The organism is Nostoc sp. CMAA1605 (genome assembly GCF_021596505.1).
Lineage (GTDB): Bacteria > Cyanobacteriota > Cyanobacteriia > Cyanobacteriales > Nostocaceae > Trichormus.
This window is the reverse complement of sequence record NZ_PJIZ01000036.1, coordinates 31,295-46,219: the sequence shown is the minus strand read 5'-3', so window position 1 is coordinate 46,219 and position 14,925 is coordinate 31,295. Positions and strand designations below refer to the sequence as shown.

At 39.8% G+C, this 14,925-nt stretch carries 12 protein-coding genes; 5 read left to right on the top strand and 7 right to left on the bottom strand.

Translation table 11 applies throughout. The features are described 5' to 3' along the window. Positions 1-129 precede the first annotated feature (129 nt). A complete protein-coding gene (locus tag CV014_RS14315; RefSeq protein ID WP_236142644.1) occupies positions 130-717 on the top strand; it encodes a Panacea domain-containing protein in 588 nt (195 codons plus the stop codon). After that, positions 689-1,066, top strand: coding sequence for a hypothetical protein (locus tag CV014_RS14310; protein WP_236142643.1), 378 nt, complete (start codon positions 689-691; stop codon positions 1,064-1,066). The genes CV014_RS14315 and CV014_RS14310 overlap by 29 nt, the downstream gene beginning before the upstream one ends. 26 nt (positions 1,067-1,092) lie before the next feature. Here the strand turns inward: CV014_RS14310 and CV014_RS14305 are convergent, their stop codons facing one another. The 3 genes from CV014_RS14305 to CV014_RS14295 all read right to left on the bottom strand — a co-directional run bounded on the left by CV014_RS14305 (position 1,093) and on the right by CV014_RS14295 (position 6,196). Further along, a complete protein-coding gene (locus CV014_RS14305) occupies positions 1,093-1,884 on the bottom strand; it encodes an ADP-ribosylglycohydrolase family protein (protein WP_236142658.1) in 792 nt (263 codons plus the stop codon). Positions 1,885-2,013: 129 nt separating this feature from the next. Continuing rightward, entirely contained in the window at positions 2,014-3,255 is a 1,242-nt protein-coding gene (locus tag CV014_RS14300) for a hybrid sensor histidine kinase/response regulator (RefSeq protein ID WP_236142642.1), read from the bottom strand. Further along, on the bottom strand, positions 3,221-6,196 hold the full coding sequence (locus CV014_RS14295; RefSeq protein WP_236142641.1) for a GAF domain-containing protein: 2,976 nt from the start codon (positions 6,194-6,196) through the stop codon (positions 3,221-3,223). Before CV014_RS14295 ends, CV014_RS14300 begins: the two co-directional genes overlap by 35 nt. A 460-nt stretch (positions 6,197-6,656) precedes the next feature. Between CV014_RS14295 and CV014_RS14290 the strand changes: the two genes are divergently transcribed. From CV014_RS14290 to CV014_RS14280, 3 genes are all read left to right on the top strand, one after another. After that, entirely contained in the window at positions 6,657-7,739 is a 1,083-nt protein-coding gene (locus tag CV014_RS14290; RefSeq protein ID WP_236142640.1) for a class I fructose-bisphosphate aldolase, read from the top strand. A gap of 250 nt (positions 7,740-7,989) precedes the next feature. Beyond that, positions 7,990-8,349 carry a hypothetical protein gene (locus CV014_RS14285; protein WP_236142639.1) on the top strand — a complete coding sequence of 120 codons (360 nt, stop codon included), beginning with the start codon at positions 7,990-7,992 and terminating at the stop codon, positions 8,347-8,349. Positions 8,350-8,551: 202 nt separating this feature from the next. After that, a complete protein-coding gene (locus CV014_RS14280; protein WP_236142638.1) occupies positions 8,552-9,718 on the top strand; it encodes a pyridoxal phosphate-dependent aminotransferase in 1,167 nt (388 codons plus the stop codon). A 115-nt stretch (positions 9,719-9,833) separates the two neighbouring features. Here CV014_RS14280 and CV014_RS14275 read toward each other — a convergent pair whose 3' ends face one another. From CV014_RS14275 to CV014_RS14260, 4 genes are all read right to left on the bottom strand, one after another. Next, complete coding sequence (locus tag CV014_RS14275; protein ID WP_236142637.1) at positions 9,834-10,967, bottom strand: substrate-binding domain-containing protein; 1,134 nt, start codon at positions 10,965-10,967, stop codon at positions 9,834-9,836. A gap of 284 nt (positions 10,968-11,251) precedes the next feature. Beyond that, positions 11,252-12,289 (bottom strand): acetylserotonin O-methyltransferase, encoded by a 1,038-nt coding sequence (locus tag CV014_RS14270; protein WP_236142636.1) that lies wholly within the window; start codon positions 12,287-12,289, stop codon positions 11,252-11,254. Positions 12,290-12,303: 14 nt separating this feature from the next. Beyond that, positions 12,304-13,176, bottom strand: a complete 873-nt coding sequence (locus CV014_RS14265) for an SDR family oxidoreductase (protein ID WP_236142635.1) — start codon at positions 13,174-13,176, stop codon at positions 12,304-12,306. A gap of 157 nt (positions 13,177-13,333) precedes the next feature. Next, a complete protein-coding gene (locus CV014_RS14260) occupies positions 13,334-14,695 on the bottom strand; it encodes an MATE family efflux transporter (protein WP_236142634.1) in 1,362 nt (453 codons plus the stop codon). Between the last annotated feature and the right edge of the window lie 230 nt (positions 14,696-14,925).

The window sequence follows — 14,925 nt, the reverse complement described above, 5'->3', positions numbered from 1 at the left end:
ATATCTACAAATTAGTTAGTTTATTTGTACTATATATTGATAATTAGTGGTTATTATAGTATGTATACACGCTAATATGAGATTTGTTGAATATACTGGTGAGTTTAATTTAGTTTGCGGGTCTAGCCTATGAGTAATTGTCTAGATGTGGCTCGCTACTTTATTGTTAGAGCCTACGAGGATGGTATAGAAGCCGATATGACAAATATGAAGGTTCAAAAGCTTCTGTACTATTCACAAAGTATACATTTAGCATTGTTTGATCAGCCCTTGTTTAATGAGGAAATTCAGGCGTGGCGATACGGGCCTGTTTGTCCTCCTGCTTATAGGTTTTACAGTGAATTTGAAGCTCAACAGTTACCCATACCAGAAAAAGAATTTTTATCACAAATTCCTGATGGGCAGAAAGAGGTTTTAGCAGAAGTTTGGGAATATTTTGGCGGGTATCATGCTTATCGACTTAGTGGTATGACCCATTTAGAATTTCCGTGGATAAAAGCACGCAAGGGTTTAGCATTAGATGCTAGTTCCACTGAGCCGATTTTGCTAGAAGATATGAAAGCATTAGGATGTCAAAAATTAGATTTAATAGAGCGTGAAAATCCTGCTTATCAAGCTGTAATGTCTAGAGTGTTAGAGGACGCTTGTAATTCAGAATCTTCAACTCGTATCACGAAAGGAGAAGTGCATGACTGGCTCAACTCCCTTCTCGATTGAGAAATCTGATAACTTCCAACGTTCTTTTAAAAAAATCGCTAAATTTCATGGTGCTGCTTTTGTGGAAATGCTGTCCCAAACATTAGAGGACTTGATTGAAGATCCATATCCCCAAAACTCACGTCAAGAACCTCTACCTGGAAAAATTCAGCTACCAGGAGAATGGACATTTCACAAGTTAGAATTGAGATTTTCTAAAGGTGCTTCAGGACAAATTAGATTGATGTATTTGGTGAATTCTCTTACCCATACAATTAAACTTGTTTGGATTTATAGTCATGAGCAGTTTAAGAAACGTCCTGCTGATACAGATTTAAAGAGTGTGATTCAGGAAATCATCGATTGTTAGTAAATGCTAACTGAATTAGCAGCAAATCATCCCCCACAATATTTATCAATAAACTTTTCTGTAATGGTGCAGAGATACTCATCAAGATGGGCTAAGGTTTGTTGAGCGATCGCCTGGGGGACACCACCATAGTAAGCTTGAGCAATACCACCTGTAATGCAAGCAATGGTGTCACTATCGCCACCCAGAGAAACCGCATTGCGAATCGCATCTTCAAAGCTAGTGGATTCTAGAAAGGCGATAATGGCTTGGGGGACAGAACCAGGACAACTAGCATCATATTGATATGCGGGGCGAATTTGGTCTAGGGTGGCTTCGAGGTTATAACCAAAGTTAGCCTGAATGTAGGATTTAATCGCCGTTTGATGATAACCCTGACGCGCCAAAAAAATAGCTGCGGCGGTAGCTTGCGCGCCTTTAATCCCTTCAGGATGATTATGGGTGACTTCTGCACTGCGTTTAGCTTCCCTTAACACAGTCTCTAAATCATCGAAAGCAAAACCAATAGGACTAACACGCATAGCTGCACCATTGCCAAAACTGTTGTATGGTTGGCGACTGTGAGACTTAGCCCAATTGCTGAAGTTGCGACCGTAGCCTGCATATTGGTAACGATGGTAATACCAATGAAGTTGCTCAATATACAGACTACTGGGGGGAAATTGGGCAGTATGGAGAATGATATCTGCAACCGCCACAGTCAACACCGTGTCATCTGTGAAGCGGGACTGTCTACCAAATAAAGGAAAATCTTTAGTTTTTAGACCATTACCTTCATAGACTGAACCAATAATATCACCAGCGATCGCACCCAGCATAATCCCTAACTGTATTGTAATATTAAGCGAGTTTTTCCAGTCAGAATCAGGCTTTGTATGGAATTGTTCCAGTATAAATTCGTTCTGACAACTCACCTAATTGTGCCATCAACGTGATAGTATATTTTTTCAATTTTGCATTCTGAACTTTGTAGGTGCAAGCCTTTTCTCTGAGACATGATGCGAATCAGCAGGGCTTTTTGCATTGGTATTAACTTCCTCCCTGACAGCCGGAATAATGACTGTAAATGTTGTTCCCACATTCAATTCACTAGTGACTTTAATCTCGCCGCCGTGAACATCGACGCACTTTTTGACAATAGATAAACCTAAACCCGTCCCTGGAGTTTTACCAACATTAAGTCCTCGGTAGAACGGTGTGAATAATTTAGCCATATCTTGAGATGTTAACCCAATACCCTGGTCAATAATTTGAAATTCGATGTGGTTTGGCTGACATTGTAAGGCCAAGGTGACAGTGCTGTCTGCTGGTGAATACTTGATGGCATTTTCGAGCAAATTCGTCAGGATGTGTTGCAATAAATGGGGGTCAGCACTGTACATTATATTTTTTGCTGTCTCACCCTCCAATCTCAATACCAGTCTATTGGCGGTGGGTGAGTAAAACTCTAAATCTGCTATGAGACTAGAACAAAAATAGTGAATATCTATCAGTGTGGGTTGACAATGAAACTGTTCTTGCTCTAACTGACCGACAACTAAAACATCTGTGATCAGTTTTGCCATATGCTTAATAGCTTGTTTACTCCGTCCAATGTGAGCTAGTTTCTGTTCAGGAGTGAGGGAACTTGGCTCTTCCAAGAGTTCTAAACTCATCAGTAAAGAACTTAAGGGGTTGCGAAATTCATGGGACACAATGGAAACAAATTGTGATTTGAGTTCATTGAGGCGTTTTTCTTGAGCTAAGGCTTGCTGGATGGCTTGTTCAGCGCGATGATTAGCTAGAGCCACCTGGATGGCAATACTTAAATCCTGCTCCTCGAATGGTTTGACAATGTAACCATAAGGATGGACTGCGATCGCCTCTTTTAATGTAGACTCATCAGCGTGGGCGGTGAGAAACACTACAGGTATGTTGAATTGTTGTAATATATAACGGGCTGCGACAATCCCTGTGGTGTTACCTTGCAAATAAATATCCATTAACACCAAATCTGGTTGGTTGATCGCCACCAGTTCTAAAGCTTTGTGTGCCGAATTGGCAGTTCCAGCGATTCTGTAACCTAATCTTTGAAGATGTTGTTTGATATCTAGGGCAATCACCCATTCATCTTCAACAATCAAAATACTAGAATTGGAAACTGTCTGTGCCATACTACGACCTTCTTTGAAAGCGAATCTTAAATTCACTGCCTCGTTGCCGATTTAACTGAATTTCACCACCAATTTGTTCTGTTAGTCCATATACTAGTTGCATTCCTAGTGATGTAGTACACTGAAAATCAAAATCGGCAGGAATGCCAATACCGTCATCTTTTACTACCAAGCAATAATAGTCAGTCTCATCCTCTAGCCAGAATTGTAGGGTGATTTCACCTTTTTGCTGGGGAAAAGCATACTTGAGGGCATTAGATACTAATTCATTGATGATTAAGCCACAGGGAACAGCTGTATCTAAGTCTAGTTCTAAATTGGCTACTTCTAATGTGACCTGGATCTCTGAATCAACAGTAGTGTAGGATTGCACTAAATTTCCCACTAGTTCTGGAACATAAAAAGCAAAATTAATGCGCGATAGATTTTTAGAACGATAAAGTCGTTCATGGATTAATGCCATTGTTTTGACTCGACGCTGACTTTCGGTGAGTAACTTCAGGACAGCTGGATCTTTGATGCTATTGGTCTGTAGGCTTAATAAGCTAGAAACCATCTGCATATTATTTTTGACTCGGTGATACACTTCCCGCAACAACACCTCCTTTTCTTTTAAAGAAGTACGAATTTTTTCCTCAATTTCTTTGCGTTCTTGTAGTTCGGTTTGCAGTTGTCCATAAAGTTCTGATTGTTGAATTGCAATTGCTAATTGATTCCCTATCTGTTCTAGCAATTCAATTTCCCAAGCTTCCCAATTACGGGGGGCAGTATTTTGGTAAATTGCTAACAAGCCCCACAGAGTATCTCCGCAAATAATCGGGGCGATCGCGTAAGCCCTGACTTGAAATTTTTCTAGAACCGCGATATGACAATCTTGATGTCCCACGGTGTAAATATCACCCACAGCAAAGGTTTCATGATTTTTATACCTGCCTCCTTGGGTTTGTTGTAAATAACTATCTTCCCAAACCTCTTGAAAGTCTGCACCTACAAGCTTTTTCCACCCCTTACTAACGGACTCAACAATAAAACTCCCACTCCAATCGGGATGAAAACGATAAACAGCCGCCCGATTGACACTCAATGTATGCCTCACTTCGGTGACAGTAGTGGTGAGAATGGCATCTAAATCTAAAAATTGGCGAATTTCTTGGGTAATTAACCTCAATAACCTTTCTTTTCTGGCTTGTTGTTGTCTAGCGGCTTCTGCTTGTTTGCGTTCTGTAATATCGCTACCAGTGGTGAGAAAACAGGGAATGCCGTCTACATGAATACATTCGGCCGATGCTAAAAAGGTGCGGATTTCTCCAGTTTTGGTGCAGACGGCACATTCAAAATCACATACACTACCCTTAGCTAATATTTGCTGACGAATCATTCCCTCATAGGCTGGATCAGCGAAAAAAGTGAAGTCCTCTGGCTGTTGAGTGATTAATTGTTCACGGGAGTAGCCGAAAAGCTGACAAAATGCTTCATTGACTTCAATAAAGCGTTGATCTAGCAAAGACATAATCACGATGGGATAGGGTGAGGCGTGAAAAATTTGCTCGAATCTGGCTTCGGCTTGCTGGAGTTGTTGCGTGCGTTCTGCAACTCGTTGTTCGAGTTCTTGGTTGAGTTTTTGTAAGGCGGCTTCGGCTTGTTGACGTTCCCTGAGTTCTTGCTGCACCTGTTGATAGAGTTGTGCTTGCTGAACTGCGATCGCCAATTGATCAGCAACTTTCCTTGATAGTTCTACTTCTTCATCTTTCCAGGGACTTTCACTTTCTGGTTTGGTGAGTGATAGACTACCCCAAACTTTACCGTTAACGCTAATGGGTGTTAATAGCCACACCTGAGTAAATTTCTGGGCTAGTTGTTTGTGGATGGGATCATTAATTTCATCTACGCCATTAATTCGCACTACTTGCTGTTGTTTAAGTTGGGCTGCGTAGAGATTTCCCTGATCTGGAATTTCTAAACCTATGCTATCTGGTATAGATTCATCTAAACGATGAACTGCTAGAACTTTCCAAATCTGCTGTTCTGGTAAATACTGAATAATGGAAGTCCGATTGACTGCTAATAATTGTGTGACTTCTGCTGTAGCTGTGGAAAAAATCGTCTGTAAATCCAGGGAACTGCGAATAATTTGCACTACTCGATTTAAAGCTTGTGCTTGCTGTGCTTGACGTTTTAAGGCTTGTGCTGCTGCTTTGCGATCTGTGACATCCCGTGAAATACATAATATCGATTCAATCGTGTTGTCATGGCTCAACTCTGGGGCGATCGCCGTTTCAAAGTTACGTCTGCCGTTAAGTGTCTCAAATTCAAATTCAATAATCTGTTTTTTCCCAGTTGTGAGCAAGGTTTGGGCGGCTTTTTCCCAAGCTTGTACAATTGCTGCTGATATGCCTAAATCACGGCAAGTTTTACCCAAAAAGGCCCTTGTTGGCATCCCAGTAATTTTTGTCACGGACGGACTAACATACAGATGCCGTAGTTGTGTATCGAAGCGTGTAATAATGTCAGGGGAATTTTCTACTAAGGTTTGATATGGTTGTTGTGATTTTTGCCAGGCTGTTGTTGTAGCTGGAGAATCATCCAGAGAAATTTTCTGTCTAGCCTGTTCAATTGCTTGTAATAATTTGTCAATTTGATGGGGAGATTTGATCACATAATCATCTAACCCTGCTTTCATGGCAGCCACTATAGTCTCGACATGATCACAATCTGCAAACATAATCACAGGACAAGCCTGATGATGCTCTTTTATAGTTTGTAGCACATCGATTCCGGTTGTCCAGGGTAAATTTTTATCAGTGATGACTAAATCAAAGTTACCATTAGCGATCGCCTGAGCTAAATTTTCTGCATTCAAAATTTCCTCAATTTCACATTCTGGTAATTTCTGGGAGAGTGCTGTGATTATCCAAGCACTCTCTTCAGGTTGAGAGTTAATTAACAAAATTCTTGGCAACAGGCTATCTCGGCTCATATCAACCCCTTTGGGAAAGTAAAAATTCACGCATACCCTACGGGATGTTGCTGCAAAATTCCCTATTCAATAGGCTACTAATTCATTTAGGAAAAAACTCAATTAACTTCTGCATCTGATTTAGAGAAAAAATCTCAGCATATATAGTATACGTAGTGGTTTGGCTAGTCTGAAATATTACATTATTCATATCCTGTAGGATGGGCTGATTGCCCGTCCAGTGCAGGTAACTTCTTCCTCAAGATAGATTAATTAATCATCAAAATCCTGATTTATCAAGAAATTAAGATATGCCATTTGCTCTATCAACTAAAATAAATTTATTAGTATATTTTTGTATAGTATTGTCAGATAAATACATATTTAGAGATAAATCGATAAATATAATTGCCAGATGATTTCTAATAGCAAAGTGCTATCTTAAGGGCAAACTCATTTGCTCACATGAGAGGAAAATGCTATGACTGCCACACTCATAGAAAGTAATTCTCTTGAGTCGTTATTGGGGAATGAAGCCGAAAATTTGCTCAACTATACAGCCAAAGTCTCTAAAGATTTACTGCATTTACCAGGGCCGGACTTTATAGACCGAGTTTGGTTAAATAGCGATCGCCACCCCCAAGTTTTGCGTAATCTCCAGCAGCTTTATGCTAGTGGGCGATTAGCAAATACTGGTTATCTCTCAATTTTGCCAGTAGATCAAGGGATTGAACACTCAGCCGGTGCTTCTTTTGCAGCCAATCCCATTTATTTTGACCCAGAAAATATTATCAAATTAGCGATCGCCGCAGGTTGTAATGCTGTAGCTACAACTTTAGGAGTATTAGGGAGTGTATCGCGTAAATATGCTCACAAAATTCCTTTTATCGCCAAAATTAACCATAACGAATTGTTGACGGTTCCGAATCAATTTGACCAAGTATTATTTGCTGATGTCGAACAAGCTTGGAATTTAGGTGCAGTCGCCATTGGTGCAACTATTTACTTTGGTTCAGAACAATCAACTAGACAAATCCAAGAAATCAGTCAAGCTTTTAAATATGCCCATGAATTGGGGATGGTAACTATTCTCTGGTGTTATTTGCGAAATAATGCTTTTAAACAAGATAAAGATTATCACGTTGCAGCTGATCTTACAGGACAAGCTAATCATTTAGGTGTGACCATTGAAGCTGACATCATTAAACAGAAACTGCCAGAAAATAATCATGGTTATGAAGCAGTAGCTAAAGCCACAGGTCAAAGTTACGGCAAAATCGACCAGCGAGTATACACAGAATTAACCAGTGACCATCCCATCGATTTAACCCGTTATCAAGTATTAAATTGCTACTGCGGACGTGCAGGTTTAATTAACTCTGGTGGTGCTTCAGGCAAAAATGACTTTGCCGAAGCTGTGCGTACAGCCGTGATTAATAAACGTGCTGGAGGTACAGGTTTAATTTCAGGAAGAAAGACTTTTCAACGACCTTTTGAAGAAGGGGTGAAACTTTTTCACGCTATTCAGGATGTTTATTTATCGCCAGAGATCACAATAGCGTGATTAAAGGTAAAAGGCAAAAGGTAAAAGGTAAAAGGTAATTTTTTCTTCAGTACATTTTATGTAATACCAATTCTCTATAAAGTTTCGCCAAATAAATGATGTAGAGACTTTGTATGCAACGTCTCTACATTACTACCTAAAAAGACATATAATCTCTTGTCTTTTGCCTTTTGCCTTTTGCCTTTTTAATCCCTGTCCCAAGAAAGACGTTAGCAAGATTGAAAATTATCTAACTTTGTGTAAGAACAGAATGGGGATTTTTTCAATGTTGACAATCAAAAATAAACTCAATCATTGGCGGCATAATATCATCTTAGGGATACTAATCGGGTTAATTTGGCTGCTGGGTTTACCTACAAACTCGGCTGCTGCTGCTGGTTACTATTCAGCCAGAGAACACAAAGCAGAATTAGCTACACCTTATTACACCCATCAACAACGCCGCATAGGATATACAGAGCCTACTAGCCCCTACTACAAAGCCAAAAACAGAAAACACATCACCAGAAGCAGCGATGATTATCTTGAGAGTGGTAAGCCAAGCCGAGAAGTTAATCCTCAAGAATTAGGTAGGATTAGACAACAAAAACATTCTATGTCTAGCCAATAAAATTACTAGAAAAGAATGTACCAAATCTTACAACAATGCAGTGAAAGTTATCTCCTTTTGTCTTTTGTTGCTACTATCAATTCTCAGACATTCAGTAACAGGCGCGAAATCGGAAACTTGATCTTTTTTTACTAGTCTCTATTTTTGAGACAAATTCTGGGATATCCTAAGAGAAGTGAAAGATTTGCCAAATAGAGTAAGAATGAAGCTGGCAGCAAGAGTAAGTCAGGTAACACCTTCACTCACCTTAGCGATCGCCGCGAAAGCTAAGGCGATGAAGGCAGAGGGTATAGACGTTTGTAGTTTTAGTGCTGGTGAACCGGATTTTGATACCCCAGCGCACATTAAAGCAGCCGCAGCTAAAGCTTTGGAATCAGGTAAAACCAAGTATGGCCCAGCCGCAGGTGAACCAAAGTTAAGAGAAGCGATCGCCCACAAGCTGCAATCAGATAATGGTCTAAACTACAAAGCCGAGAATGTGATTGTCACCAATGGCGGTAAACATTCTCTTTATAACCTCATGGCAGCATTAATTGACCCTGGTGATGAGGTAATTATCCCTGCACCCTACTGGCTCAGTTACCCAGAAATGGTGACATTAGTAGGCGGGAAACCTGTAATTATCCAAACAGATGCTGCTACAGGCTATAAAATTACCCCTGAGCAATTAAAACAAGCTATTACCCCCAAAACAAAGCTATTTATCCTCAATTCCCCTTCTAACCCCACAGGGATGGTGTATACACCAGAGGAAATCAAAGCTTTAGCAAAGGTAATAGTTGATGCAGATATATATGTAGTATCTGATGAGATTTATGAAAAAATTCTCTACGATGGTGCAGAACATATCAGCATCGGTTCTTTAGGTGAGGAAATTTTTCAGCGCACCTTGATTAGTAATGGATTTGCCAAAGCTTACTCCATGACTGGTTGGCGACTGGGTTATTTAGCGGGGCCAGTGGAAATTATCAAAGCCGCTAGCACCATCCAAGGGCATAGTACATCAAATGTCTGTACCTTTGCTCAATATGGGGCGATCGCCGCTTTAGAAAGTTCCCAAGACTGTGTCGCAGAAATGCTTCAAGCCTTCGCTAAACGAAGACAAGTGATGTTAGACAGACTCAACGCCATTCCCGGCTTGAGTTGTCCCACACCAGACGGCGCGTTTTACCTGTTCCCCGACATCAGCAAAACTGGTTTAAAATCCCTGGAATTCTGTGATGCGCTGATTGAAGCCCATCAAGTAGCTGTAATTCCTGGAATTGCCTTTGGTGCTGATAACAACATTCGCCTTTCCTATGCCACCGATTTAAACACCATTGAAAAGGGCATGGATAGGTTAGAAAAGTTTGTGCTTTCTCGGATTTAGTTAATCATTAATCATTTCTCATTTTCTATTTTTTGACTGAGAAATCTAGGTTGAAAGTTTTAGCTTTCAACCTTTTTTATTTGAAATTTGGAATTAGGAGTAAAGCGACATGACTCTAAACAGTTGCCACAACTTCCCCAATTTTTGTAATATCGTAGCCACCCAGAATTTCTAATTGTGAGTGAACCATCCGATGACCCAAGGTACTCAACAACTGTTGTATGGGTGCTTCTTCTAAATACTCCTTGAGAATGACTAAATCGTATCTTGATTGATGTAAAGGCACAAATCCTAAACCAAAAGTTGTCGCTACAGATGCTGTACTAATACCTGCATCTACCAACCCTAACGCCACAGCTTGAGCAACATCTTGATGGCTAGTAGCAATCTGCTCAAATCCTTTCACGGCAGTAAATGGTATCTGTTCTTGTTGTAGTTGTTGTTCTAGGAGCATTCGACTACCAGCACCAATTTCACGATTAACAATAGTTGCTTTTGCCGCTACTACATCACTGAGGGTTTTAAAACCCTTGGGATTACCCGATGGTACTATCAACCCTTCTTCCCATAAACCCAGAGTAATTAAAACCGCTTCCCTTCCTGCCAAAACTTCACGGGCAAACGGTACATTATGTTCCCCTGTTTTGGGATCATATAGGTGCATTCCCGCAATGTGTGCTTCACCTCTACATAGACTTTGCAGGGCATCTATACTGTTGGCAAAGGTAAAATGTACTCGTAACTGTGGATGCCAGCGTTCCGTAGCTCTTGCCCAGAGTGCAATTACAGGGGAGCAACCAGCGATGACAACTGTGTTGTGCAGTGTTGCTAAATTATCATCTAACAGCCTTAAGACTACCTTATCATTACCTGTTTGGCTTAAACCCTCTGCATCAGCCGGAATCATATCTTGGCGAAACGCATCTTTACCTAATAAGGGGTAAGCTATCCATTGTCCTCCTACCCTGGCTAAACTTAGGCGGAGAGATTGATTTTTGGGTACAGGTTTTGCAAGTATGGCTTCAATTTGCGGTAAATCTTGGTCTAACCAGAATAGATCCTCCACTTGACAACCGAGTGCCTTAGCTATACGAAGTGCGATCGCTACTGAAGGAGCATATTGTCCTGACTCTACACCACTAATTGTCTGCCGCGTCACACCAGCAATGTTGGCTAAATCTTGCTGGCTCATCCCTAAGCGCGTTCTAATGGACTTTAAGTTATTGAGGAGGCCGCTATCCTGCTTCATTGGCTATTTCTTTGTACTTTTACACAAAGCCGTGGCGAATTTACCCGTCTTTCATCTATTATCTAACAGCCTTTTGTTTTTTTGATGATTCATATGTCAAGATTAATATACAAATCGCTAGTTTACTTGCGCTTCATCAAGAAACAGTATGAGCGGACATAATATGCTACGAAAAGCCAACATCCAAGGTGTATTTTGAATACATACCTTAGATGCTGGCTTCGGAGAATTTCTCTCAATCTGAGAATGGGTGTGCTGGAAACGCGGAGTTTATTTTGCCGATGTCAAGAAATTTTAATTGCCTCAATAATGCTCACCTCGGATTGAGTTGGGATAATTTGTGTAATTTTGAATCCTGCGGCTTGAAATAGCTTGTGAAATTCCTCTTCAGTACGGATGCGTCCGCCTGGACACATGACTAACATATTTACGTCTATAAATTTACTGCCGTAAAATTCGTTACCTGGAGGAATGACAAAGTCGATTACCAACAATCTGCTTTGTGGTTTCATGGCTTGATGACAGCGTTGGAGAATAGTGAGCGATCGCTCATTGTCCCAGTCTTGGATAATATGCTTGAGAATATACGCATCTGCTGCTGTGGGAATCTCCTCAAAGAAGCTTCCGCCGATAAATTCGCAGCGATTCCTCAAAGCTAAATCCCAGGAATTTTTAGCACGCTCAACGACATCTGGACGGTCAAATAGTATCCCTGTTATACTGGGGTAGGCTTGGAGAATTGTCGCTAGGGAAAGACCTTTGCCACCACCAATATCAGCTAATTTATTAATAGAGGAAAAATCATAAGCCTCTAATACTAAAGTATTTTCCTCTTCCGACTCTGCCATTGCGCGATCGAAAATTTCACCTTGGGTAGAATCTCGGTCATTATACTCAAACAAATCCATGCCATACAAACGCTCAAAGGCACTGTCTCCAGTTTGTAAACTGTACATCAAATCGCCCCAAGCTTTGTAATAATGCTCCTCACCCCGTAAAATTGCCATAGCTCGCACTGATTCAGGGTGATTAGTTTGCAAATTATCTGCTAGTGGAGTTAAGGCAAAATAACGTGGTTTAATCTCTGCAAAAATGCCCACACTAGCTAAGGCTCGTAAGATGCGATATAAGGCATCACTATGGGTGTCAGTCGCTTTTGCCAACGTATCACAGTGTTGCGCGCCGTCTTTGAGTAAATCTGCAATCCCCAGTTTAGCCACTACGTAAACACACCGCGACATCCAGTAGGCGTGTATCCATTCCATTGCTGTCATTTGAAATGGTGTATTGCTGGGTGCATAGATAGATTCTGATACAGTCATGATTAACCTCTTTACTAATTTTTTAATTCCAATTCTTGGAGTTGAATAGCATCACAAACCCTGTCTGGGAGAATCTTCGCTAAAAGCATGAGAAAATCTAGCATTAGTTTTTCGTTAGATACGAAATAGCGAGTTTTCGGTTTCTTGACTTCTAAGGCTTTTTGAATCACATTTGCGACTTCTTCCGGTGGTACTCCCATACGATTTGATTTGATTAACTGCTCCAAGGAAAACTTGTAAATATCACCGTACATAGCTCTAGCTGTAGGTGACATATTCGCTAATTTTTTTTGTAAACTTGCTTCTACTTTATCTGGAGCATTGGAAGCAATTGAGCCTGGTTCAATTAAAATTACTTCAATTCCCCAAGGATGTAATTCCATTCTTAAAGAATCATTTAATGCTTCTAAGGCAAACTTAGAAGCACACAAGGCTGAAAAAAATGGTGACGATATTTTGCCAGAAACTGAGCCAATATTAATAATCCTGCCTTTGGCTTGGCGAATCATTGGTAAAAAGGCTTGGGTAACAGCTACTTGTCCAATGACATTAACTTCAAATTGCCATCTTAGTTCATCGATGTCTAAATATTCTAATGGCCCATCTACTAGTATACCGGCATTATTTACTAACCCAATTAATCCTTTATCACTAATAGCTGATGCCACAATTTCTGCGGCAGCTTTAATCTGTTCTTTTTTGGTGACATCAAGAATTACTGGTGTTAAATTACCAGATGAATTTAACTTGAGCAATTCAGCATCTTTTGTTTGACGAACTCCGGCAAATACTTGATAGCCTTGTTTATCTAATAATAGCGCAGTTGCTCGTCCAACTCCTGTAGATGCTCCTGTAATTACTACAGCACCTTTACTTTTTTGATTCATCGATTTTTCTAGTTCTTTTCTGCGGTGTTGAAAGTCTATTGCTCAAATAAATAGTAGGGTGTGTTACGGCATTGTGAAGATTGAGGTATAAGCGACAGTATAAATTGCCGTAACGCACCATAATCATGCGGTGCGTTGCGCGTTGCTTTAACGCACCCTACAATTTCTGAATGCCAAGTTTTTTAAACTCTAAGCCAGTGATTAATAAAGAAATTAAAACCACCAAAATATCGGTTAACAACATTCCATAATATACACCTCTAACACCAAAATATGAAGACAATATCAATACAAATGGAATCAGAAAAAAAAGGGTTTTGGAGAAAATTAATAAACCTGCTGCTTTACCATTGCCAATTGACTGAAATAAAGTAACGCTACAAAATCCTAAAGGTAGAATTAGCAGGAGGAAATTGACTATTTGAAAATTAAATAAATCATCACCACTAAAATTAACTGTTGGTAATAAAATTCTCAAAAACGTTGCTGGCAACAATTGTAAAGGCAACCAAATTAATCCTAAACACAGTGTTGCACCAATACTAAATGTGAAAAATGCTTGCTTGAGGCGGTGATAGTTTTTAGCTCCATAATTTATGCCAATTATAGGCTGTAACGCTTGCACAAATCCTTCTACTGGGATAAATGCTAACGCATATATTCTCAGGGTTGCTCCGGCAACAGCAATATCGTGTTCAGTGCCATATTGAGCAATAGATTTATAAATTACAGACTGTTCTACTAAGCTAATAATTTCCATTAAGAGGGCGGTTAATCCTACGGATAAAATTGCTGGTAGTAAATCTATGGCTAAAGTTAAATTTTTAGGATTAACAGGAATCGAGCTTTTATTAGAAAGGAAATAGCTAATATTTAAAATACTATAAACTATCATAGAAATAACTGTAGAAAATGCTACTCCTCCAATTCCTAAATTAAAGACACTAATAAATATAGGATTGAGAATAGCGTCGAGGATAGCAAATATTCCGGCGAAAATCATAGCAAGGCGGATTTTGCCTTCGGATTTAATTAATTGACTGGAAGCAACTGCTAAAATATAAAATACTGAACCTGATGTGTAGATTCTAAAATACTCTGCTCCTGCTGCGGCTACTTCTCCACTCCCGCCCATAAAGGCGATTAATTTATCACTAAAAAAGTAACCTAAAAGGGTGATAAAAAAAGCAATAATCACGCTCATAATGACTAAAGTGCCAAAAATTCTCGACTTAGTTTTGGTATCTTCTGAACCAATCGCCCGACTGAGAACTGAGGCTGAACCTACTCCTACTAAATGAGCGCAACCAATCACTAAAGAAGTAAGTGGTACGGCTAAAGATATGGCGGCTAATGCTGTTTCACCAATGAGTTGTCCGGCAAATAGGGCATCTAAAAAGCTATTAAAGCCAAGCAATAGCATTCCTAAAATGCCGGGGACAGTGAATTTTATCATCAATGTAATTAGATTACCATTGAGTATTTCATGAGTAACTGGTGATTGTGTTTCTGTTGTCATAATTTGCCGCTCATGCTTCAAGCAATATGCAATATGGGGGGTTTGTGATTACAAATAATCAGGTATTTGTAATTTGGATAAGTAGCACAGGATAAATAATTAAAGGCTTGTAGTGTGAAATTTAGTTCACAAAAAAGGACTAAAGTCCTTACTACGAACTGAATTTTAGTATTTTTAGGTTAAGTTACATGGTTTGATCTGTTCAAGTCGTTCCATTTAATTCTCTAAAA